18 protein-coding genes and 1 pseudogene are annotated in these 22382 nt (G+C 38.9%); 12 read left to right on the top strand and 7 right to left on the bottom strand.

The window, feature by feature from the left end:
- Positions 1-119 precede the first annotated feature (119 nt).
- A complete protein-coding gene (locus tag N8A89_RS15420) occupies positions 120-1145 on the top strand; it encodes a transporter (RefSeq protein ID WP_347343936.1) in 1026 nt (341 codons plus the stop codon).
- A 90-nt stretch (positions 1146-1235) separates the two neighbouring features.
- Positions 1236-2357, top strand: coding sequence for a GTP cyclohydrolase (locus N8A89_RS15415; protein WP_281543031.1), 1122 nt, complete (start codon positions 1236-1238; stop codon positions 2355-2357).
- Positions 2358-2424: 67 nt separating this feature from the next.
- Here N8A89_RS15415 and capB read toward each other — a convergent pair whose 3' ends face one another.
- From capB to N8A89_RS15400, 3 genes are all read right to left on the bottom strand, one after another.
- Positions 2425-3684, bottom strand: coding sequence for a cysteate-C-fatty acyltransferase (capB, locus tag N8A89_RS15410; RefSeq protein WP_281543030.1), 1260 nt, complete (start codon positions 3682-3684; stop codon positions 2425-2427).
- Between the two features lie 118 nt (positions 3685-3802).
- Positions 3803-4843 (bottom strand): cysteate synthase, encoded by a 1041-nt coding sequence (capA, locus tag N8A89_RS15405; protein ID WP_281543029.1) that lies wholly within the window; start codon positions 4841-4843, stop codon positions 3803-3805.
- 73 nt (positions 4844-4916) lie between these two features.
- Positions 4917-6974, bottom strand: coding sequence for a S9 family peptidase (locus tag N8A89_RS15400; RefSeq protein ID WP_289644567.1), 2058 nt, complete (start codon positions 6972-6974; stop codon positions 4917-4919).
- Between the two features lie 139 nt (positions 6975-7113).
- Between N8A89_RS15400 and N8A89_RS15395 the strand changes: the two genes are divergently transcribed.
- The gene (locus tag N8A89_RS15395; RefSeq protein WP_281543028.1) at positions 7114-7440 is read left to right on the top strand and encodes a YbaB/EbfC family nucleoid-associated protein; all 327 of its coding nucleotides are present in this window, start codon (positions 7114-7116) and stop codon (positions 7438-7440) included.
- A gap of 60 nt (positions 7441-7500) precedes the next feature.
- Positions 7501-7824, top strand: a complete 324-nt coding sequence (locus N8A89_RS15390) for a YegP family protein (protein WP_281543027.1) — start codon at positions 7501-7503, stop codon at positions 7822-7824.
- On the opposite strand, the gene N8A89_RS15385 is transcribed toward N8A89_RS15390, so the two are convergent.
- On the bottom strand, positions 7819-8841 hold the full coding sequence (locus N8A89_RS15385; protein WP_289644566.1) for a threonine aldolase family protein: 1023 nt from the start codon (positions 8839-8841) through the stop codon (positions 7819-7821). The genes N8A89_RS15390 and N8A89_RS15385 overlap by 6 nt on opposite strands.
- Positions 8842-8928: 87 nt before the next feature.
- Positions 8929-11327, bottom strand: a pseudogene (locus tag N8A89_RS15380) (zinc-dependent metalloprotease).
- 195 nt (positions 11328-11522) lie between these two features.
- On the opposite strand from N8A89_RS15380, the gene N8A89_RS15375 reads away from it, so the two are divergent.
- The 7 genes from N8A89_RS15375 (at position 11523) to N8A89_RS15345 (ending at position 19545) form a co-directional block, all read left to right on the top strand.
- The gene (locus N8A89_RS15375; RefSeq protein ID WP_289644565.1) at positions 11523-12986 is read left to right on the top strand and encodes a circularly permuted type 2 ATP-grasp protein; all 1464 of its coding nucleotides are present in this window, start codon (positions 11523-11525) and stop codon (positions 12984-12986) included.
- A 9-nt stretch (positions 12987-12995) separates the two neighbouring features.
- Positions 12996-13943 carry an alpha-E domain-containing protein gene (locus tag N8A89_RS15370; protein ID WP_281543026.1) on the top strand — a complete coding sequence of 316 codons (948 nt, stop codon included), beginning with the start codon at positions 12996-12998 and terminating at the stop codon, positions 13941-13943.
- Positions 13944-13971: 28 nt separating this feature from the next.
- Entirely contained in the window at positions 13972-14829 is an 858-nt protein-coding gene (locus N8A89_RS15365; RefSeq protein WP_281543025.1) for a transglutaminase-like domain-containing protein, read from the top strand.
- Between the two features lie 128 nt (positions 14830-14957).
- Positions 14958-16059 (top strand): peptide chain release factor 2 gene (gene prfB / locus N8A89_RS15360; RefSeq protein ID WP_289644564.1). Its coding sequence is split into 2 segments (ribosomal slippage): positions 14958-15023 and positions 15025-16059, totalling 1101 coding nucleotides; the frame shifts between segments, so codons are not numbered across the junction.
- A 43-nt stretch (positions 16060-16102) separates the two neighbouring features.
- Positions 16103-16444, top strand: a complete 342-nt coding sequence (arsC, locus tag N8A89_RS15355) for an arsenate reductase (glutaredoxin) (protein WP_281543024.1) — start codon at positions 16103-16105, stop codon at positions 16442-16444.
- Between the two features lie 94 nt (positions 16445-16538).
- Positions 16539-17048, top strand: coding sequence for a hypothetical protein (locus N8A89_RS15350; RefSeq protein WP_281543023.1), 510 nt, complete (start codon positions 16539-16541; stop codon positions 17046-17048).
- A 4-nt stretch (positions 17049-17052) separates the two neighbouring features.
- Entirely contained in the window at positions 17053-19545 is a 2493-nt protein-coding gene (locus tag N8A89_RS15345; RefSeq protein ID WP_281543022.1) for a TonB-dependent receptor, read from the top strand.
- 46 nt (positions 19546-19591) lie between these two features.
- Here the strand turns inward: N8A89_RS15345 and N8A89_RS15340 are convergent, their stop codons facing one another.
- Positions 19592-19762, bottom strand: a complete 171-nt coding sequence (locus N8A89_RS15340; RefSeq protein WP_281543021.1) for a hypothetical protein — start codon at positions 19760-19762, stop codon at positions 19592-19594.
- A 167-nt stretch (positions 19763-19929) separates the two neighbouring features.
- Here N8A89_RS15340 and fumC point away from each other — a divergent pair, with 167 nt between their 5' ends.
- A complete protein-coding gene (fumC, locus tag N8A89_RS15335) occupies positions 19930-21327 on the top strand; it encodes a class II fumarate hydratase (protein WP_281543020.1) in 1398 nt (465 codons plus the stop codon).
- A 49-nt stretch (positions 21328-21376) separates the two neighbouring features.
- Here the strand turns inward: fumC and N8A89_RS15330 are convergent, their stop codons facing one another.
- Positions 21377-22264, bottom strand: coding sequence for a hypothetical protein (locus N8A89_RS15330; RefSeq protein ID WP_281543019.1), 888 nt, complete (start codon positions 22262-22264; stop codon positions 21377-21379).
- Positions 22265-22382 lie beyond the last annotated feature (118 nt).

Genomic DNA, 22382 nt, shown 5'->3' with positions numbered 1-22382 from the left:
GCGTTGTATTACTAGTTTCAAAGTATTAAAATAATTATAAAGTCATTCCCATGGGCAGCCCTTTTGCTATCAAAAGAATATGTAGTACTCCCATTTTTTTATTATTTATTTTACCTCTCTTGGTTTCGGCGCAATACACCGATGTCATTAACTCTAATCGGCCCGGACTATCCGTAAGTGCTTACGCCGTGGGTAAAAATGTGATACAATTGGAACTCGGGGCATTCTATGAACAGAGTGACCATAACTTGTTGAACACACAATCCGATAGCTGGGGTAGTGAGATTTCCTTACGTTACGGCCTATTGTTTGAGCGCTTGGAGCTCAATTATGAAGGTACTTTTAAGGATCAAGATATTATTTACAATAATTTTGATTTAGAGGCAAAGCGCCGGGATTTCGAGAGAAATAGATTGGGACTCAAATTTCTGGTGTATGACCCATTTAAGAATCCAGAGCGAAATAAGCCAAATCTTTATAGCTGGCGCGCCAATAACAAATTTCAATTTAAGAATCTACTGCCAGCTATTTCGTTGTACGCTGGGGCCAACTTCGTACTAGGAGACAATCCTTACTACCCTGGTGAAGCTACGATATCGCCTAGAGCTATGATTGCTACACAAAGTAGACTCACGCCTAGGTTCGTAATGATTACAAACACTTCATATGACCGCATAGGGACGGAATTTCCGGAACTTGGTTATTTAATTTCCCTCTCGCATGCCTTCAGAAATCCTAAATGGAGTGCCTTTTTAGAGCACCAAGGTATCCAAAGTGACCGTTATTCAGATTTATTATTACGTGGTGGTGTGGCGCATCTTTTAAGTGAAAGGTTACAAGTAGATATGAACCTTGGGGCCAGCTTTAAGAATACTCCGTCTCGCGTTTTTGTAAGTGTAGGCGGTTCTTACCGTTTTGATTTCCATACCGATAGCCTTATCCCAATTGAAGATCAAAATGCCGATGAAAATGGAGGAGCCATTGAGAAAAATGCCATGGAGAAGGAAAAGAAGAAAAAACGTAAGAATAAGGGAAGCGGTGCAGAAGACATAGATTTAGGCCCTTCCAAGAAACAATTGAGAAAACTAAAAAAAGCAGAAAAGAACAAGAAGAAAACCAAAGATGACGACGATTGGGAGTTTTAATTTTGCCAACGATTTTCTACAACAAATACAGTCGCTTCGTTTTCAGGTTTTGATTAATATACCTAATATTGATGGCACTAATAGCCGTCGATGATTACCATTAAAGAAATAACTTCTAAAAAGGATTTAAAGAGTTTCGTAACCTTTCCTTTTTCACTCTATAAAGACTCCAAATATTGGGTGCCTCCGATCATTAAAGATGAGATGGAAACTTTTGATAAGTCTAAGAACCCAGCCTTCAAAAATGCAGAGGCATGGTTCTTCTTAGCCTATAAGGGCGATGAACTCGTGGGACGAATAGTGGCCATTATTAATAATCTGGAAGTAGAGCAACAAGGATTGAAAAAGATGCGTTTCGGTTGGTTCGATTTTATAGATGATAATGAGGTTTCAGATGCCTTATTGCAAAAAGTTGCCGAAATAGGTCAAAAAAACAATCTGGAATATATGGAAGGTCCGGTTGGTTTTTCCAACCTAGACAAAGTTGGTGTGCTGGTTGAAGGGTTTGACCATATTGGAACCATGATTACCTGGTACAATCATCCCTATTACAAAGAGCACTATGAGCGTTTGGGATTCGTAAAGGAAAAAGAGTATATGGAAAATAAGTTTCCAGCCAACAATGCGGACCCTAAACTATTCACCAAACTCAATGACCTGATCAAACGCCGGTACGGACTAAAAGAAGTCAATTTTACTAAGACAAAGGAAGTTATGCCCTTGGCGGATGAAATGTTCGACTTGTTTAACGAAACATATTCCAGCCTATCATCTTTTGTTCCCATCACAGAGGTCCAAAAAGCATACTTCAAGAAAAAATACATCAGTTTTATCAATCCCGAATATATAAAGTTTATTAAGGACAAGAACGATAAACTTATCGCTTTTGCCATAGTAATGCCCTCATTTTCCGAGGCGCTACAAAAAGCGAACGGAAAACTGTTCCCATTTGGCATTTACCATTTACTAAAAGCAAAAAAACATAGTAAGGATGTAATTTTCTACCTCATCGGTATACATCCGGAATATCAAAACAAGGGGGTGACGGCTATAATATTTAACGAATACTATAAAACCTTCCAAGAAAAGAAAATCGAGATGTGTTATCGAACGCCTGAATTGGAAGAGAACTTGGCCATTAAACAAATGTGGAAACATTTTGATCCTATCGTCTATAAAAGACGAAGAACTTATCGTAAGAATTTGATTTGATGGTCGATAGAAAATAAAAAAGTCCCAAAATACATTGGAACTTTTTCTATTTATTTAAAATTAATTCTTATTCTCCCATTGCAGCGGCAACTGCGGCGGATAAACGCTTATACGTACCATTTTCTAAACGTTCTCGAATTGCGGAGAAAGCATCCAATGTCTCAGAAATATCCTCCATAGTATGTGTTGCGGTAGGAATCATACGGAGTAGTATCAATCCTTTTGGAATAACAGGATACACCACAATGGAGCAGAAAATACCATAATTTTCACGCAAATCCTTTACCAAGGCCATTGCCTCCGGGATACTACCATTTAGATATACCGGCGTAACACAGCTAGTTGTTGTACCAATATCAAAACCTTTCTCTTTTAATCCGTTCTGTAGTGCGTTTACATTTTCCCAAAGCTTAGCTTTAAGCTCCGGTTGTGTGCGCAACATATCCAATCTTTTTAATGCTCCTTTGACATAAGTCATTGGAAGGGACTTAGCGAACATTTGTGAACGCAAATTATATTTTAGATAATCGATGATTTCCTTATCAGCAGCCAAAAAGGCTCCTATACTTGCCATTGATTTGGCAAAAGTGGCGAAGTAAACATCAATACCGTCTTGGACGCCTTGCTCCTCTCCTGCTCCCGCCCCGGTTTTACCGAGTGTACCGAAACCATGTGCATCATCGACCAAAAAGCGAAAATTATATTTTTCTTTAAGAGCAACTATTTCCTTTAGCTTTCCTTGCTGTCCCCGCATTCCAAAAACACCTTCGGAAATTACTAAGATACCGCCGCCGGTCTGCTCTGCCATTTTAGTGGCGCGATCAAGATTGGTTTCCAAACTTTCTACATCATTGTGCTTAAAGGTAAAACGCTTACCCATGTGCAAACGAACGCCATCTATGATACACGCATGACAGTCTACATCATAAACAATGATATCGTCCTTACTAACCAATGCATCAATGGCGGACATAATACCTTGGTAACCGAAATTCAGTAAATACGCAGCCTCTTTATCAACAAATGCAGCACATTCCTGTTCCAATTGCTCATGAAAATCGGTATGGCCACTCATCATACGGGCTCCCATAGGATACGCAGCCCCATATTCGGCAGCTGTTTCACCATCAATTTTTTTAATTTCAGGTAAGTTGGCAAGTCCCAAATAATCGTTGATACTCCATGTAATAACCTCCTTACCTTGAAATTTCATCCGGTTGGAAATTGGGCCTTCCAGTTTCGGAAACACAAAATATCCTTCAGCTTGCGATGCCCATTTCCCTAAAGGGCCTTTATTTTCTAGTATTCTTTCAAATAAGTCTCTCATTGCCTAAATTTGGTTCTGTCTGCAAAAGTAAATATTTTTAGCATGCATTCATAAATTATTTAGTGGGCATAAAAAACGGGCTACACGCCCGTTTTTTAAAAGAATAATCGTATGTTTTCTATTTTATGAATTGAATTTCCTGTGTTTCCTCAACTGAGTTGGTATCCAAGAAACCTTGGTCTTCCATCCATTGATCACTATATATTTTACTCATGTACCTAGAGCCGTGATCGGGAAAAATAGCTACAATGTTACTGTATTTATCAAACGTATTTAGTTCGTCCAATTGTTTTAAGGCTTGCATTACCGCACCACTAGTGTAACCGACAAAAATACCCTCTGTTTTAGAGATTTCCCTTGCTGTGTGGGCGCTTTCCTCATCTGAAACTTTGATAAACTCATCAATCATGTCAAAGTCCGTTGCTCCTGGAATCAAGTTCTTTCCTAATCCTTCAATTCTGTATGGGTAGATTTCATTCGCATCAAACTCCCTGGTTTCATGGTATTTTTTAAGAACGGAACCAAAAGCATCTACACCGATAACCTTTATATTCGGATTTTGTTCCTTAAGGTACTTGGCAGTACCTGAGATTGTTCCGCCAGTGCCACTACACGCTACGAAATGTGTTATTTGTCCATTAGTTTGATCCCAAATCTCAGGACCTGTGGATTTGTAATGGGCTTCCATATTCAATTCGTTGAAGTATTGATTAATATATATGGAACCTTTGGTTTCTTCATGCAAACGTTTAGCCACCTGATAATAAGACCTAGGATCGTCTGCGCTAACGTGGGCGGGACATACATATACCTTGGCTCCCATGGAGCGTAACATATCAATCTTATCCTTAGACGACTTTGAGCTCACCGCTAATATGCAGTCATAACCTTTGATGATGCTTACCATAGCAATACTGAAACCGGTATTACCGGATGTAGTCTCTATTATGGTACTTCCTTCGGTTAGTATTCCCCTTCTTTCCGCTTCTTCTATGATATGAATAGCGATTCTATCTTTGGAGGAATGTCCCGGGTTAAAGGATTCAACCTTGGCGTAAAAGTTACCCGTAAGATTTTTTGTAATTCGATTTAGCTTAACTAGAGGTGTATTTCCAACAAGCTCTAGAATATTATTGTAAGCCTTTATCTTATTTGCCATAAGTGGATTTTGGTTCGTTGACGTTTTCGGAAAAATGTCAAAATTCCGCTACAAAACTACTATTTTTTTTCAACTATGGGATTTTTCCTTCTAAATTCAACAAAAAAGCATATTCCTTTGTCACTTCTTTCAAAGCTTCAAAACGCCCTGATGCCCCACCATGACCAGCTTCCATATTGATATCGAACAACAACACATTCTTATCCGTTTTCATATCCCTTAACTTTGCTACCCATTTAGCAGGCTCAAAATACTGCACCTGGGAATCGTGCAAACCGGACGTAACCAACATATTAGGGTATCCTTGCTTCTTAACGTTATCATACGGAGAATATGATTTCATATACTCATAATATTCTTTTTCGTTCGGATTTCCCCACTCGTCGTATTCACCTGTAGTCAGGGGGATGGTATCGTCTAACATCGTGGTTACAACGTCCACAAAAGGAACGGCAGCCACTATACCGTTGTATAATTCAGGAGCCAAATTGATGATGACCCCCATTAATAGACCACCTGCAGATCCTCCCATAGCATACAGATGTTCTGGACTCGTAAAATTTGAATCTATTAAAAACTTTGAACAGTCTATGAAGTCTGTAAACGTATTTTTTTTATATAGTAATTTTCCGTCTTCATACCATTTACGGCCCAGATACTCCCCTCCCCTAACATGGGCAATGGCATAAACAAAGCCCCTGTCCAGAAGACTTAAGCGCACCGTGGAGAAGTAAGGGTCAATGGTAGAACCATATGACCCGTATGCATACTGCAAAACGGGGGTTGTACTATCCAAATGGGTGTCCTTATGGTACACCATAGAAATGGGAACCTGAACCCCATCTCGTGCGGTAGCCCAAATACGCTGTTCCCTATAATCCACTTTCTCGAATTTTCCTCCTAAAACTTCTTGTTCCTTTTTTACGACCTTTTCCCGGGTTAGCATGTTGAAGTCTATGACGGAACTTGGAGTGGTGAGGGAATTGTAAGCGTATCGTAACCAATCCGTTTCAAAATCGGGGTTACTACCAACGTAAGCAGTATAGGTTTCACTTTTAAAAGGAAGGTAATAACGATCACTTCCGTCCCATCTTATGATTTTAATCTGATTAAGTCCATTCTCACGTTCGGATAGTACATAATAGTCCTTAAAAATATCGATGTCTTCCAAAAGCACTTCTTCCCGGTGTGGTAAAAACTCTTGCCAGTCATCCGATAGGGTTTTTTCCTCATCGGTTTTCATCAATTTGAAATTTCTGGCACCATCCTTATTCGTGAGTATGTAGAAGGAATTTTTATAATGGAATACGGTATACTCCAAACCGCGTTTTCTAGGAGAAAACATCTTAAACGCTCCATCAGGATTAGCTGTCGGTAAAAATTGAAACTCAGAAGTCATTGTACTCACCGAGCCAATGAAAATATATTTCTTCGATTTCGTACGATAGACAAAAGTGCTAAACGTCTCATCCTTTTCATGATAAACGAGCTTGTCACTTTCCGCAGAGGTTCCTAAAATATGCTTGTAAACCTTGTCCGAGCGCAAAGTTACCGGGTCCTTTTTGGTGTAGAATAGGGTTTTATTATCATCGGCCCATACGGCACCACCTGTCGTATTCTCAATGGACTCCTCAAAGACTACCTGGGTCTCCAGATTTTTTATTCGTAAACTGTACTGCCTTCTAGATACTGTATCCACCCCAAAAGCGGCTAATTTGTTGTTAGGACTGATGGCAATTCCCCCAATTTTGAAATAATCATGTCCCTCAGCCATTTCGTTGCCGTTGAAAATGATTTCCTCTGGGGCATCAAGGATTTCCTTATGCCTACAATACAACGGATACTCTTTCCCCGTTTCATATCTGGTCCTATACCAATAACCATTTGATTTATAGGGAACCGAAGAATCATCCTCTTTAATTCTTCCTTTCATTTCATGAAAAAGTGATTCCTGGAACTTTTTAGTTGGCTCTGTTATTAAATTATAATAATCGTTTTCATGCTGTAAATAATCAATCACCTCCTTATTCTCCCTGTTATTTAACCAATAATAAGGATCCACTCTTGTATCATTATGGATAACTAGTTCCTTGGGTATTTTTTTTGCTTTAGGGGGATTAACTTTTGGCATCCTAATTCTGTTTATTTGAGAGAAATAGCCGCAAAAATAAGACTATTTTCACTAGCTTTTCCATCCTAAAGCTGCCTTTTCATTAAGCGCTGTAATGAAACAATTTCTTACTTTTACCTTAACTATAAAATAGAAGATTATGTTTGGAGATATGATGGGCATGATGGGGAAATTAAAGGAAACCCAGCAAAAAGTTGAAGCCACCAAAAAGAGAATGGATTCCGTAATGGTTGACGAATCGTCCAATGATGGTTCCTTAAAAGTGACCATAACTGCAAATAGAGAGCTGAAAAGCATACGTATTGACGACAGCCTCATGGAGGACAAGGAACAACTTGAAGACTATTTGATTATAACGCTTAATAAGGCCATTAAAAAAGCAACTGAAATTAACGAAGCAGAACTTGCAGCCGTTGCCAAAGAGGGTATGCCAAACATACCGGGCATGGACTCGCTTTTTAAGTAAGAAAAGTGACGCTATAAAAATTACCCCTTATTTCATTATCTTTAGAGAAAAGGACCAGAAGTGATAGAAATTAAGAAGGTAAAATCAACTGATTTTCAATTTGTTGTTAAATCGCAATCAGGCAAAACCTTGCTGGAGAGTATTCCTTTTGCAGACAAAAAAGCGTTGGACAAAACCTTGAAAAGTTTAAGAAAAGTAAATAGCCCAGTGACACTTTTTGAACGTAAGACTAATTTTGAAGGTAAATTTCTATTCAATCTTAAAAATGAAGAAGGCCAGACGATTGGTAGCAGTGGCCTATATTCCTCCGAAGCAGGAATGGAAAATGGAATCAAAAATTTAAAGAATAGCCTTCAACCTATTAAAACCATAGGGGAATTATAGTTGCCGCAATACTTCCCTTACACGTGTATGCATTTCATCAGAATAATCCATATGGGTGACCATTCTTAATTTTCCCTGTCCCATACTGATGATATGAATATCATGTTCCAACAATTTTGAAACAAAATCATCACTAGACATATAGTTCTCATCCATTTCAAAAATGATAATGTTGGTTTCAATCGGTTCTACTTTTTTAATAAAGCTTAATTCGCTCAGTGTTTGCCCAAGATCTTTTGCTTTTGCGTGGTCTTTTGAAAGTCTGTCAATATGATGGTCCAACGCATAAATTCCCGCAGCTGCCAAAAAACCTGCTTGGCGCATGCCGCCGCCCAACACCTTTCTGATACGAAGCGCTTTTTGAATTGCTGATTTGCTCCCAAGAAGTACGGAGCCCACGGGACAGCCGAGACCTTTACTTAAACAAACACTTATTGTGTCAAAAAGTTTTCCATATTGTTCCGGGGTCTCATTTTTAGCAATAAGCGCATTCCATATTCGCGCCCCATCCAAATGATATCCTAGGTGATGTTTTTTACAGACTTTGTCTATTCGCTCTAGTTCTGTAAAATCCCAACAAGAGCCTCCTCCCTTATTTGCGGTATTTTCCACACAGACCAATGTAGTCAACGGACTATGGTAGAAATCGGGCGGGTTAATTACCGCTTCTACCTGTTCGGCGGTCATCATTCCCCTCGTGCCATCCACGAGCCTACAGGAAACACCACTATTAAAACTTACGCCTCCCCCCTCATAATTGTAGACATGGGCATATTTATCACATATTAATTGCTCCCCTGGTTGCGTATGCAATTTAATGGCCGTTTGGTTGGTCATTGTGCCGCTAGGAAAAAACAGGGCTGCCTCCATGCCATACATTACGGCAACCTTTTCCTCCAAAGCGTTTACCGAAGGGTCTTCCTTAAATACATCATCACCGACTTCAGCAGTCATCATGGCGTCCAGCATACCAGGAGTGGGTTTAGTAACTGTATCGCTTATAAGGTTAATTTTCATGTTAAAGGTCAAGTGTCGAGTTCAAAAACAAATTCAAAATAAAATACGATTAATTACTGTCCCAGTTCAAGTAAATACGGCAATTTTCTAATGAAAACAATCCATACCAATCGGTGATCCGTCCGGAATTTCAGCAACTGGAATTACCTTGAATTCTTCGGGTTCTTCTAGGAATCCATCAATCCTTCTAACCATTTCTTTAGCTATATCGCTTTTACCAGAAGTGAGTAAGGTCGACTTAAGTTTTAAAAGCTTCTCATTTGCTATCGCGTTCACATGGGGATGTACTTCTGTGTGTGCGGCCAAATTCATCAAATGAAACAATACCCTAAAATTGATGTTGGTTTGGACTTCATTCAAATAAGTGTCCTTATAGGTTTTACCGACCGTATTTGAAACAACTTGACTTAAAACCTCTTCCAATCCTAGATTTCCTGACGCTAATGCCTTCTGCTGAATTAGTCGGGAAGCCCTTTCTGGATGCAGTAGAAATCCTAAGGTCATGTCGGCGGCGGTTTCAGGTGCCGAAAGAGCATCAAAGGAAACCCCTGTCCTACCTTTTATCGATTCCCTTGTGCGAGGATAACCAAATGCCCTTGGTGGAAATAATGGTAATTTTTCCATTGGTATTGCTATTACCAATGCATCCAAGGTCTTTAGGATACTTTTTAAAGCTGTTTCCTGAATTTTCTTATCAACAATGGTTACGGTCTCTTGACCATCACCTTTTACCGTATAATTGTATTCCAAACCACCGACAACCTTAGCAACAGCCTCTGTCTGATACCTATGGAAAAAGTACAAGGGGGCAAAAATATCTTCAAGAACCGAATTAGGTTCGTTAGCCCGGATATTATCCATAGAAAAATTGGAAATAGCAAGCTCCCTAATTTTCAGCATATCGTCCAATTCTTGACTTACGTCCTTCCCATTATCCCATAAATGGGCCAAAACATGGGCGCTTCCTTGTGGTCTTGCATCTTGGTCCGTAATAAATCGTAAACCATCATCTTGGGCCTTATCTAAAATGGTATTTAAACCTTCCCTTTCTGAGGTCCCCTCTGGAAAATCTGCATAGGAATAGGCTACCGTTATTTTATCCCAGTCCCCAATTTTTGTGTCATAAGCATTGGCAAAATCTAATGTTCCGTTTTTAATGCTGAACTGCGGATGAGGGTAGTCCATAACAGAAGCCTTACCCGTGGTACTGGCCGCATAGTTATGGGCAAAACCTAAGGTATGCCCAATCTCATGGGCCGACAATTGCCGTATCCGGGCCAAGGCCAAATCCAACATAGGTTGATAATTATCATCACGCTCTGCAAAGGGTTTATTCATTAAAGCCTGTGCTATTAGAAAATCCTGGCGAATGCGTAGACTGCCCAAGCTTACATGACCTTTAATGATTTCTCCCGTTCTAGGGTCGGTAATGCTACTACCATAGCTCCAACCTCTAGTAGAACGATGTACCCATTGGATAACGTTGTATCTTACATCCAAAGGATCTGCATCGTCAGGCAACATTTTTAATTGAAACGCATCTTTGTATCCAATGGCTTCGAAAGCTTGGTTCCACCAACGACCACCATCCAACAGTGCGGAACGAACCGGTTCTGGAGTACCATTATCCAAATAATAAATAATGGGTTCAACCGCTTCACTAACTTCGGCGGTAGGATTTTTTTCTCTAGCCGATGTCTCGTAATGAATCTTTTCAAAATTGGTTCTTGTACCGGTGTGGAGTAGTCATAGTACGAAAATGGATAAGAGCCACTTCTCGGGTCAAAAACACGTTTTTCATATCCATTATCCGGCAACGCGATGAACGAAGCATGTTGGGCGACCGTAATTAATGATGGGTCAGGTACTACGGACCTGATATAAGCACCCTCGGGTTCCCCTTTGAACGTCAAAGTCATATCGAATTCCACGTTTTGAGGAAACACCTTCGTACGGTCCAAAGCAATTGCGCTTTTAGATTTATCCAAACTGTAGGAACCCTGTTTTGCTCTTTTTAATCTACTAGAAACCCCGTGGGCATCTTGCATCAAAAAGTCAGTAATATCTATCACGTACTTTCCATTCTCCTCTTCTTCGATTTTAAAACCGTATAAAATGGATTTAGCGAACGCTTGCTCTACAGATTTTCGTTCTAGTTCATTATCGGTAAGGGCTCTAAATTTCAAATTGGGCTGAACCAGAAGTAGCTTATTGCCCGCCTTTTTAAAAAACACTACTTGCTCGTTACCCAGTTGTCCCCTATCCAATCCAATATCATTGCTTCCGATACCACTGCTCAAGGAATACACGTATAAAAATTCCTCATTCAGCTTTTGAACTTCCAAATAAATCTTATCGTTTGCTTTGTCGTAGTAGAAATCGAAAAGTCCATCATATCTTTTAAAATCCTTTTTATTTTCTGAAAATTGAGAGGTAAGAAATTGACAGGAAAGCATGCCAATAAGCAAAATCAATACGTTTTTCATTTCTTTTGGTTTAGGAGCTAAAAATACCTAAAATATGATTAACCCGAATTCTGTAAAATCAGCAATTGGAAAAAAATAGAATTATTAATAAATCGAATTGATTTTTATCAGAAACTCAAAATTCCAAAATATTAATCTTAAAATCACATTTGATATTGTAATAAAAACTAGTACCTTTTAGGAAAACCAATTTACATGGGAAACATTGAAAATCAAATATTCTCGTCCTATCAAAGAAACCCAGAATTGTACGATGAGATTTACGATAAGAACGGCAATATAAAAGATGTATATCAAAAATTATTCAATCTCTACGGGGAACACTCTATAAACGATTATGTAAGTCTAAACTCTAAGGCTAAATCTTCTTTTTTTAATCAAGGCATAACCTTTCAGGTTTATGGTGGCAACGAGACACAAGAGAAAATTTTTCCTTTTGATCTATTCCCTCGAATTATCGATGCCAACGAATGGGACATTATAGAAAAAGGTGCTATTCAGAGAAGTAAGGCACTAAACCTTTTCCTTTGGGATATCTATCACGATAAAAAAATATTGAAGGATGGTATTGTGCCCTTAGAGCTTATAAGCTCATCGGCTAATTATTTGGACCAAATGAACGGAATTAATCCTCCTGGAGGTATCTATAACCATATTTCCGGTACGGATGTCATAAAGCATAAAGATGGAGAGTATTATGTTCTTGAGGACAATATACGCTGTCCGTCTGGAGTAAGCTACGTTATCTGTAACCGTACTGCCTTGAAAAGAGCACTTTTTGGAGTATTCAACCATTATCAGACCCATACCGTAACGAATTATGCCGAGAACCTATTGGATCTTCTAGAATCGGTAAAGCCCAAAGGAGTGGACGTTCCCAATTGTGTTGTAATAACACCTGGCATGTACAATTCGGCGTTTTACGAGCATTCTTATTTGGCAAAGACCATGGGTGTTGAACTAGTTGAGGGTAGGGACCTCTTTGTAGAAAATGATTTTGTCTATATGAAAACCATCCGTGGACCGCAAAAAGTAGATGTCATTTACAGACGAATAGATGACCTTTTCATAGATCCTTTAGAATTTAAACCTGATTCAGCAATAGGAGTTCCCGGGCTTTTTGCTGCCTACAAGAAGGGGAACGTAACCCTAGCGAATGCTCCCGGTACCGGTGTAGCAGATGACAAGGCAGTGTATACCTATATGCCACAAATCATTAAATACTATTTGGATGAAGAACCTATTCTAAAAAATGTGCATACTTATCATTGCAGTAGACCGGATGAACTCAAATATGTGTTGGAACATATTGCCGAACTGGTCATTAAACCTGTGGATGAAGCAGGTGGTTACGGTATATCTATAGGAAATAAATTAACTAAGGCTGAAATTGAAACAGTAAAGAAACAAGTAAAAGAAAATCCTAGAAAGTACGTAGCTCAGCCCATTATGTCACTGTCCGTTCATCCCACTTATATTGATGATAGTGAATCCTTTGAACAAAGACATGTGGATTTAAGAACATTTACCGTTCTAGGAAAAGATAAAGAATTTGTGCTAAAAGGGGGTCTTACCCGAGTAGCGTTACAAAAAGGTAATCTAATCGTAAACTCTTCTCAAGGAGGTGGATCTAAAGACACGTGGGTCCTAAAAAATTAAAATTTATATATGTTAGCAAGAGTAGCCAATAACCTGTTTTGGATGGGACGTTATATAGAACGTTCAGAACATATTGCCCGTTATCTGAACGTAAACTATTTCTCATCTTTAGACGCACCTAATATACAGTCACAGAACAGACAGTTCGTACTTAGGTCTATGCACTTTATGGTCGGTGACCCAGTGGAGGATGAAAACGTACAATTAAATGAAGAAGAAGTTTTATATAAAATTGGACTAGACCCTGCATTCCCGTATTCCATAATAAACAATGTGAAATATGCCAGGGAAAATGCCAATAGTGCCAGAGATCTTATATCCACAGAACTATACGAGGCTATAAATAAGTTCTATCATTTTGTCCTCAAATATCCCAAGGATGTATTCGTTAAAAATGGTCTTCATGACTTTACGGTCAACGTTACTGAAATGACCGCAATCCTACGGGGCAAGATTCGAGGAACATTACTTCACGACTCCGTCTACGCCATCATTCTTATGGGAATCAATATTGAAAGAGCCACTCAAATCACCCGTATTATAAACACTAAGTATAATGATGCGATGAAAGCGCAGGGCAGTTATGGAGATAAGTTCGGTAATAGCTTTGAGTGGACAACTCTTCTTAAATGTGCGGAATCCTACGATATGATGCGTAGGTTTTACAAAAAGACACCCACAAGTATTTCGACCTTAGAGTTTTTAATTTTGAACCCTAATTCTCCGCGCTCGGTGATGAATTCTTTGAACCAAGTTTACAAAAACATTAAAATCTTGGATCCGGAAAGGAAGTATAACAAAGAATCTACCGCATTTCTTATTGGGAGGGTCCGGGCCGAATATGAGTACAAATATATAGAGGAGATAGAGAAGGACATCAAATCTTTTATTAACAATATACTCAATAGTCTTACCGAAATAAGTAACAAGGTGGAAGAGGAATTTTTTACTTATTAATCCCGCCAATTAGTTTATCTTAGTCGGCATGCCAAGAGAATATTCAATAACCTACAAAACCCATAATAAATACGAAAATTGGGTACGGGATGCCTGTTGGCAATTTCTAATCATTCCACAAGAAAATAGGACTCAGGAATATGTCACTGTAGACTTCTCAAACTCCATAAATGCTATAAACGAATTTTCCGTAAACGGTTATTGTTTCAAAACAATAAGAGTTCACCCAAAAGAGCGGTTCAAAGAGATATCTTTTGAGGCCACTTTTAAACTAATAAAGAAAGATTTTAACCCTTTTGATTTTGAACCCGAACGGGATACCAATTCCTCATATAAAAAGTTAGCAGACTTAGATTTTAAGGTTGATTTTGAACCTTTTTTAAAGAAAACCCATTTTACTGCCCTACCGACACTAGATAAACCTCTTTTCAAGTTTGATAAGACCAAATCAATATTCGATAATTTAAGGTCTCTTAACGATTGGACTTACGACCATATTTACTTTAAGGTAGGCGTTACGGACGTGAACACCGTCCTAAAAGAAGTCATTGCCAAGAGGCATGGCGTTTGCCAAGATTTCACCCATTTATTCTGTGCTTTAGCTAGACAAAATGGGGTGCCCGCAAGATATGTTTCCGGCTATTTACATCAAGGAAACGGTTATTTTGGCGATTCTCAAATGCATGCATGGGCTGAGGCATATATTCCCAAAATAGGTTGGATAGGTTTTGACCCGACCAATAATTTGCTGGTGAACGAAAATCATATCAAGGTGGCCCATGGTAAAGATTATAAGGACTGTTCTCCACTACGTGGCGTAATATACTCACAAGGTGCAAATGAAACCTCACATTCCGTCACGGTAAGCAGTCAGCAACAACAATAGTAACAACCACCTTTAATTTTTAGAAGTATAAAGGTATTGTTGGGTCGCAATACTTCGACGGCAACTTCATTTGATTTAAAACCAGACATCGAAAAAAGAGTACTATTTTTGTTTAAAATATTGAGAATATGACCATAACTACAGACCATTACAAAGGTCTTATAGATCGCCTTGGTGCGTTAAGGAGGTATCTTTGACATTGATGCCAAACTTATTGAAATAGAAAACGAACAGGAGAAAACCCTGGCACCGGACTTTTGGGACAACCCCCAAGAAGCACAACTGCATATGAAATTTATCCAATCTAAAAAGCAATGGGTAGATGATTTTAATGCAGCTAAAACCTTGGTGAACGATTTAGAAGTATTGCTCGAATTTCAAGCAGAGGGTGAAGTTTCCGAGGATGAGGTTGAACAGCAATATCAAAAAGCTATGAACAGCTTGGAGAAAATGGAGTTCAAGAATATGCTCTCCGAAGAAGGTGACGAACTGCCGGCCGTACTTCAGATTACTGCTGGAGCTGGCGGAACCGAAAGTTGCGATTGGGCGGCTATGCTGATGCGCATGTATATGATGTGGGCAGAAAAAAATGGGTATAAAGTAAAGGAACTGAATTTTCAGGAAGGTGACGTTGCCGGTATTAAAACGGTGACGTTAGAGATTGATGGAGAATACGCCTTTGGTTGGCTAAAAGGAGAAAACGGCGTGCACAGGCTCGTACGGATTTCCCCTTTTGACAGTAATGCGAAAAGACATACGTCGTTCGTATCTGTTTATGTATACCCGTTGGTAGACGATAGCATAGAGATTGATGTTAATCCGGCGGATATTACGATTACCACAGCCAGATCTAGTGGCGCTGGCGGTCAAAATGTAAATAAAGTTGAGACAAAAGTACAATTGGTACACCATCCTACAGGAATTCAAATATCTTGTTCAGACTCCCGAAGTCAGCATGACAACAGGGCAACGGCCATGAAAATGCTGAAATCGCAATTGTATGAAATAGAATTACGGAAAAAGATGGAAGCCAGGCAAGAAATAGAGTCTTCTAAAATGAAGATAGAATGGGGCTCTCAAATTCGTAACTATGTCATGCATCCGTATAAGCTGGTAAAGGATGTAAGATCAGGAGAGGAAACAGGTAACGTAGACGCGGTAATGGATGGTGATATCGATGCTTTCTTAAAATCCTATCTAATGATGATGGGACAAAAAGATGAGGACTAGTATTTCCACGAATTTGAAATTTTTTATTAAAAATCTTTAACCCATGATTAAAATATACCACAATCCACGATGTAGAAAATCTAGGGAGGGATTGGAACTGTTAGAAAACTCTGGCAAGGAGTTTGAAGTAATAAAATATTTGGAACAAGTTCCTACAAAGAAGGAATTGAGAGATGTCCTAAATTGTTTGGGAATTACCCCAGAGAATTTGGTCAGAAAAAATGAGGCCATTTGGAAAGAAAAATTTAGAGGTAGATTATTATCCGATGAAGAGATATTGGACGCTATGATTAGCTACCCTAAATTAATCGAAAGGCCCATTGTGGTTAATGGAAACAAAGCTGTTATCGGTAGACCACCAGAAAAAATAAATACAATACTTTAATTTTTGTTTAAGTATAATTAAAATACATTAAACGTTTTAACGAAGTTTTAACCAATACTGGTTAAACCAAAGTCTAATTTTACAATCTAAGGTCATGAAAGTTTTATTGAAATCAAGTTATTTAAGGTACTTACTGTTAACTGCGCTATTAATAGTCAGTTCAGAAGGTTTTGCTCAATTTGGGCGTGGTCAACAAGGTTTCGGAGGAAGAGGAGCCTATGGATATGGCAGGCAGCGTAGTACTATACCACAAGCGACTGAAACACCTAAGAAAGAAGAACCGAAAACAGCAGCGGAGCTTGTAGATGGGGAAATGCCGGCCATTGCAGAGGCATTGGAACTTAATGATTTTGAAGTTGCCGTTTTAAGTTCTGTACTAAAAAAATACGTACAAGAAAGAATTGAAGCTCAAATTTTAAAGCTCCCTCCGGAAAAGATGAGGGAGGTTTATGAAAAAATAACCGAAAGGCAGGACGAAGAATTAAAAGCCGGACTCCCCTTGGAAAAATATGAGGCTTTCGTTGAACTCCAAAAAAACGGAGTTGCGAAGACAATCAAGAATAATAAAAAGAAGAAAAAGAAACGTAAAAAAGACAAAGGCTAACCTTATGAAAAAAATTTTCCTGTTACTCCTAACCCTTTCACTAACCACGATAAATAGTCAAAGACCGGCAGGAGGAGGTCCAGAGCAAGGACCAAAACCGATTACGATAACAGGAAAGGTTATTGATCAAGAAACAAACCAACCTTTAGAGTATGCCACGCTTGTGGTACAGAGTGTTAGCGACCCCAATAAGATAACTGGCGGAATCACTGATGTAAATGGAATTTTTAGTGTCGATGCCTCACCAGGAAACTACAATTTAAGTATCGAATTTATTGGATACAAAAGCTTCAAAAGCAATAACCGTAATTTAACGGAAGATATAGACCTTGGCACTGTTAAGCTAGAAATCTCTGCTGCCCAACTAGAGAGCGTGGAAGTTGTTGCTGAGAAGACCACGGTAGAAGTCCGTTTAGACAAGAAAGTGTACAACGTAGGTAAAGACCTTACCAATAGTGGTGCCACCATTAGTGATGCGTTGGGTAATATTCCTTCGGTTACGGTAGATGTGGATGGTGCTATTGCGCTCAGAGGTAATGGGAACGTAAGAATTCTTATTAATGGTAGACCCTCGGCGTTGGCTGGATTCGGCTCCACGGATGCCTTAAGACAACTTCCTGCCGATGCTATCGAGAAAGTTGAAGTAATTACAAGCCCATCGGCCCGTTACGATGCGGAAGGAACGGCTGGTATTTTGAATATCGTATTGAAAAAGGAAAAAACCCGTGGGTTCAACGGTACTATCAATACAAGTATTGGTTATCCAAATGCGGCTTCTGTAGCTGCCAACCTAAACCTCAGAAAAGAGAAATTCAATATCTTCAATACCATTGGTTATTCATTTCGGGAACCACCCGGAAATGGCTTTTTTGACAATACCTTTGCTGAAGGTGAGGGCACGTTTGACAGAATTATCGAGGATCGTGATATAAATAGGAGAAACAGTGGGTTCAACGCAAACCTGGGAATAGAATATTTTTTGACAGAATCTTCATCATTAACCGCTAGCGCATTTGGTCGGATAAACGATGGAAAGGACGTAACCGAGAATAAGACCACTAGATTCATTTCTGACGATATTGATAGCCGAACTTTACGGGTGGAGGATGAGAGAGAAGACGAAAAAAGCTACCAGCTGTCATTAAATTATAATAATAATTTCAATGATGAGGGACATAAGCTTACTGCGGATATGCAATATTCTTATGATAGAGAAATTAAACCAACTTTCATTTTAGAAGACAACACTTTTCCCGATACAGAAATTATTGCTAGCGAAAATATTGAGGAAATAGAAATCCAAAATGAATTTTTAGTACAAGTTGACTACGTACTACCATTAGGCGATGCACAATTCGAAGCGGGATATAGGGGTAATTGGGAGGAGAACGATAACGACTTTAGTTTAGAGGAACTGGATTTAGAAAGTGGTGAATTTGTTCCTAACCTAGGCCTTACAAATAGGTTCGTCTACAATCAAAATGTAAATGCAATTTATACCCAGTACGGTGATAAATTTGGAGATTTTTCCTTTTTACTAGGCTTACGCTTAGAAAACACTCAACTTAAAGGATCTGTTAGTGGAGTTGATCCCGCTGTTTTACAAGAGGCCTTAGGTTCTGATATAGATTTGGATTTCGACGAAAACTTCTTGGGACTTTTTCCCACCCTTAACCTAATTTATGAACTTGCAGAAAATGAAAATATTACCCTTGGTTATAACCGTAGAATAAATAGACCTAGGGGCTACTTTATAAACCCCTTCCCATCAAGGTCAAGCCGTACCAATATATTTCAGGGTAATCCAGATTTAGACCCCGCTTTTGCCAATGCGTACGATTTAGGATATCTAAAGAGGTGGGAAAAACTTACCTTAACTTCTTCCGTATACTTTCAAAAAGAAACTAATTCTTTTGAGAGAATACAAGAGGAAACAGGGCAGGTTACCTCAGATGGTATTGTCATCATTCGTTCTATTCCTATAAATCTTTCTACTAATGAGCGTATTGGTGCAGAGCTTGGGCTATTGTACAATCCTGAAAAGTGGTTGCGTCTAAATGGAAGTTTTAATTTCTTTCAATTTAATTCAGAAGGTATATTTAATGGAGTTGATTTTGGTGCTAAAAACACGAGTTGGTTTTCTCGTTTCAGCTCAAAAGTAACGCTTCCGGGCAAAATAGATTGGCAGACAAACGCCTCCTATAGGGGTCCAACACAAAATGCACAAACACGAAACGAAGGTATTTTCACCCTAGACTTAGCCCTAAGTAAAGATATTTGGGGAGATAAGGCGACAATAGCTTTCAGCGCACGGGACTTATTCAATTCCAGAAAAAGAATATCATTTACACAAACCCCATTTTTCACTTCGGATAGCGAATTTCAATGGAGAGAAAGACAACTTACATTTTCCTTTGTATACCGCATAAATCAGAAAAAACAACCAGAAAGAGGGGGACGTAACCGTGGAGATGACGATGAAGAATATCAAGGATAAAAAAAATGACTACTGAAATAAAAAAGAAGCCGATTGGCTTCTTTTTTTATGCGTTACGTTTGGCCCGTTTGGCCTCACGTCTTTCTTTCAAGAGCTCAACAATATTTCCACCCAACCAATAAGGTACTACAAAAAGTAATAAGAATATCATTAACCAAAAACCAATCATCAAAATGGTTAAAAAAGCTAAAAACCCTAAATATTGATCGAATTCCATATCTAATTTTCTTAAATCAGTACAAAGATACCATAATCGATTTATTTTTTGCAAGCCATCTTCGAAATTAATTTAGACAACCCCATTAGATTCTTCAAATAAAATACGAACCTTTATTTTTAGCTTCCGAGGTATATCTTAACTTTATAATCTAACAAATGACCACAATGGAATATAGAATAGAAAAGGACACCATGGGCAAGGTTGAAGTGCCCAGTGATAAATATTGGGGCGCACAAACGGAACGTTCCAGAAACAATTTCAAAATCGGTCCGGCGGCATCAATGCCTTTGGACATTGTATACGGTTTTGCCTATCTCAAAAAGGCGGCAGCTTATGCCAATTGTGAACTTGGTGTACTTGCCGCAGAGAAACGAGATTTAATAGCGCAGGTTTGCGATGAAATTTTAGAGGGCAAACATGACGACCAATTTCCTTTGGTCATATGGCAAACCGGTTCCGGCACGCAGAGTAATATGAACGTAAATGAGGTAATTGCCAACAGGGCCCATGAAATAGCCGGACACAAAATTGGGGAAGGCGAGAAAACGATACAACCGAACGACGATGTGAACAAATCTCAATCCTCCAATGACACGTTCCCTACCGGTATGCACATTGCGGCCTACAAGAAGATAGTGGATGTAACCATTCCTGGGGTGACACAGTTAAGAAATACATTGGACAAAAAGGCAAAAGACTTCCAAAAAGTCGTTAAAATAGGAAGAACCCATTTAATGGATGCCACTCCCCTAACCCTTGGACAAGAATTTTCAGGCTACGTTTCTCAATTAGACCACGGCCTCATAGCTTTGAAAAATACACTGGACCATCTAAGCGAACTTGCTCTTGGAGGAACAGCAGTGGGAACAGGTCTTAATACACCTCAGGGTTACGACGTTTTGGTCGCTAAATATATTGCTGACTTTACGGGCTACCCATTTAAGACAGCAGACAACAAATTTGAGGCACTTGCGGCACACGATGCTATCGTTGAATCTCATGGAGCGCTAAAACAATTAGCGGTGTCCTTGAATAAAATTGCTAACGATATTAGGATGATGGCTTCAGGTCCGCGTTCTGGAATAGGTGAAATTATAATTCCCGCAAACGAACCTGGCAGCTCTATAATGCCCGGAAAAGTGAATCCTACCCAATGTGAGGCATTAACCATGGTCTGCGCACAGGTAATGGGTAATGATGTCGCCATTAGTGTTGGTGGAACACAAGGCCATTATGAACTCAACGTCTTCAAACCTATTATGGCCGCCAACATACTACAATCCGCCGAGTTATTGGGAGATGCCTGTATTAGCTTTGAGGAGAATTGCGCTGCAGGAATAGAACCAAATCATGAGGTTATAAAAGAACTGCTTAACAATTCGCTTATGCTGGTAACAGCACTAAATACAAAGATTGGTTACTACAAAGCTGCGGAGATTGCAAATACTGCTCATAAAAATGGCACTACACTAAAAGAGGAGGCGATTAACTTAGGTTATGTGACTGCAGCCGATTATGATGATTGGGTTAGGCCGGAAAAAATGGTCGGAAGTTTGAAATAAAAAAAGGGCCGCCAATTGGCCGCCCTTTCATATTAATGGATAGTGTACCTTATTTTAAGGTGAACTGTGAAGTTCCTAATAATTTCAAATTATTGTCGTACACATTTACCATGTACTGTCCTTTTTGAAAATCACCCGCTGGCTTGTTGATATAATCACAAATATCCAAGGACTTATTCTCGTAATAGAACCCGGTTCCTTTACTGTAAGTAATCGATGCACCGTTATCATTTGATTTCGAGTAGCTTTCACCCAAAACATTTCCTTGGGGGTCCAAAGTTTCAATATAGAACTCTCTATCCCCAGCCTCTGCAATTACATTATCAGCAACCGTAAAACAGATTTTAAATTTATCCGTAGATCTAGCTCTTTGCGTTGAAACCAATTTTCCACTGTTGCGCTCTCTTACAGCATCTACATTGATTTTGGAAAGATTAAGAGCAGAACCTTTTTCAACAGCATCCGCCAATTGTGTGTTCTGTACCACTAAAGAGTCATTAAAGACAGTTTGCTTTTCTAACTCAACATAAGTACTATCACGTTGCATAGCAATCATGGTATTGGAACGCGTAAGCGAATCCACTTGTTTCAATAATTGCTCTCTTTCCGCTTTTAAGACACCAACTTGTCTTCTGTAACGAGCCAAAGAAGAAATATCAGCTTTCATAGTTTGAACAGAATCGATGTATTTTGCGATATTATCCCTTGCAGAAACTAATTCCTCATTAGTAGCATTACTTTCCAAGATAGCCTTGTCATATTCTGATTTTAAGCTATTTAAATCCGCAACGACCAATTCTTTTTCTTGTGTAAGAACAGTTTCCGTTTTCTTTTTGTCCTGATAAAGACTTACGGTGTAAATAATGGTACCCAAAAGCACTACTCCAAGTAACGCAGCCAATACCTTTAATCCATTGTTATTTTTTGTTTCAGTCATAATGTAATCTTTAATTAATCTTGTTGATTTTTTTGATATACGTGTTTGTTTGTATCATTCTATATACGAGTAGAATTATTTTTTAGATGTTGTAAGTGTTAAATTTTTTAAAATTAAA

Origin of the sequence: Maribacter aestuarii (assembly GCF_027474845.2) — a bacterium.
Taxonomy (GTDB): domain Bacteria; phylum Bacteroidota; class Bacteroidia; order Flavobacteriales; family Flavobacteriaceae; genus Maribacter; species Maribacter aestuarii.
Note: the sequence above shows the minus strand (reverse complement) of the source record. Positions and strands in the feature narration are given on the sequence as shown.

Bases quoted from the DNA above. Each gene is read 5' to 3' on its own strand.
- N8A89_RS15375 (WP_289644565.1), top strand. From the start codon at position 11,523: ATGGGAAACATTGAAAATCAAATATTCTCGTCCTATCAAAGAAACCCA.
- N8A89_RS15415 (WP_281543031.1), top strand. From the start codon at position 1,236: ATGATTACCATTAAAGAAATAACTTCTAAAAAGGATTTAAAGAGTTTC.
- N8A89_RS15365 (WP_281543025.1), top strand. From the start codon at position 13,972: ATGCCAAGAGAATATTCAATAACCTACAAAACCCATAATAAATACGAA.
- fumC (WP_281543020.1), top strand. From the start codon at position 19,930: ATGGAATATAGAATAGAAAAGGACACCATGGGCAAGGTTGAAGTGCCC.
- N8A89_RS15400 (WP_289644567.1), bottom strand. From the start codon at position 6,974: ATGCCAAAAGTTAATCCCCCTAAAGCAAAAAAAATACCCAAGGAACTA.
- N8A89_RS15385 (WP_289644566.1), bottom strand. From the start codon at position 8,841: ATGAAAATTAACCTTATAAGCGATACAGTTACTAAACCCACTCCTGGT.
- N8A89_RS15340 (WP_281543021.1), bottom strand. From the start codon at position 19,762: ATGGAATTCGATCAATATTTAGGGTTTTTAGCTTTTTTAACCATTTTG.
- N8A89_RS15395 (WP_281543028.1), top strand. From the start codon at position 7,114: ATGTTTGGAGATATGATGGGCATGATGGGGAAATTAAAGGAAACCCAG.
- N8A89_RS15350 (WP_281543023.1), top strand. From the start codon at position 16,539: ATGAAAGTTTTATTGAAATCAAGTTATTTAAGGTACTTACTGTTAACT.
- capA (WP_281543029.1), bottom strand. From the start codon at position 4,843: ATGGCAAATAAGATAAAGGCTTACAATAATATTCTAGAGCTTGTTGGA.
- N8A89_RS15370 (WP_281543026.1), top strand. From the start codon at position 12,996: ATGTTAGCAAGAGTAGCCAATAACCTGTTTTGGATGGGACGTTATATA.
- N8A89_RS15330 (WP_281543019.1), bottom strand. From the start codon at position 22,264: ATGACTGAAACAAAAAATAACAATGGATTAAAGGTATTGGCTGCGTTA.
- capB (WP_281543030.1), bottom strand. From the start codon at position 3,684: ATGAGAGACTTATTTGAAAGAATACTAGAAAATAAAGGCCCTTTAGGG.
- arsC (WP_281543024.1), top strand. From the start codon at position 16,103: ATGATTAAAATATACCACAATCCACGATGTAGAAAATCTAGGGAGGGA.
- N8A89_RS15345 (WP_281543022.1), top strand. From the start codon at position 17,053: ATGAAAAAAATTTTCCTGTTACTCCTAACCCTTTCACTAACCACGATA.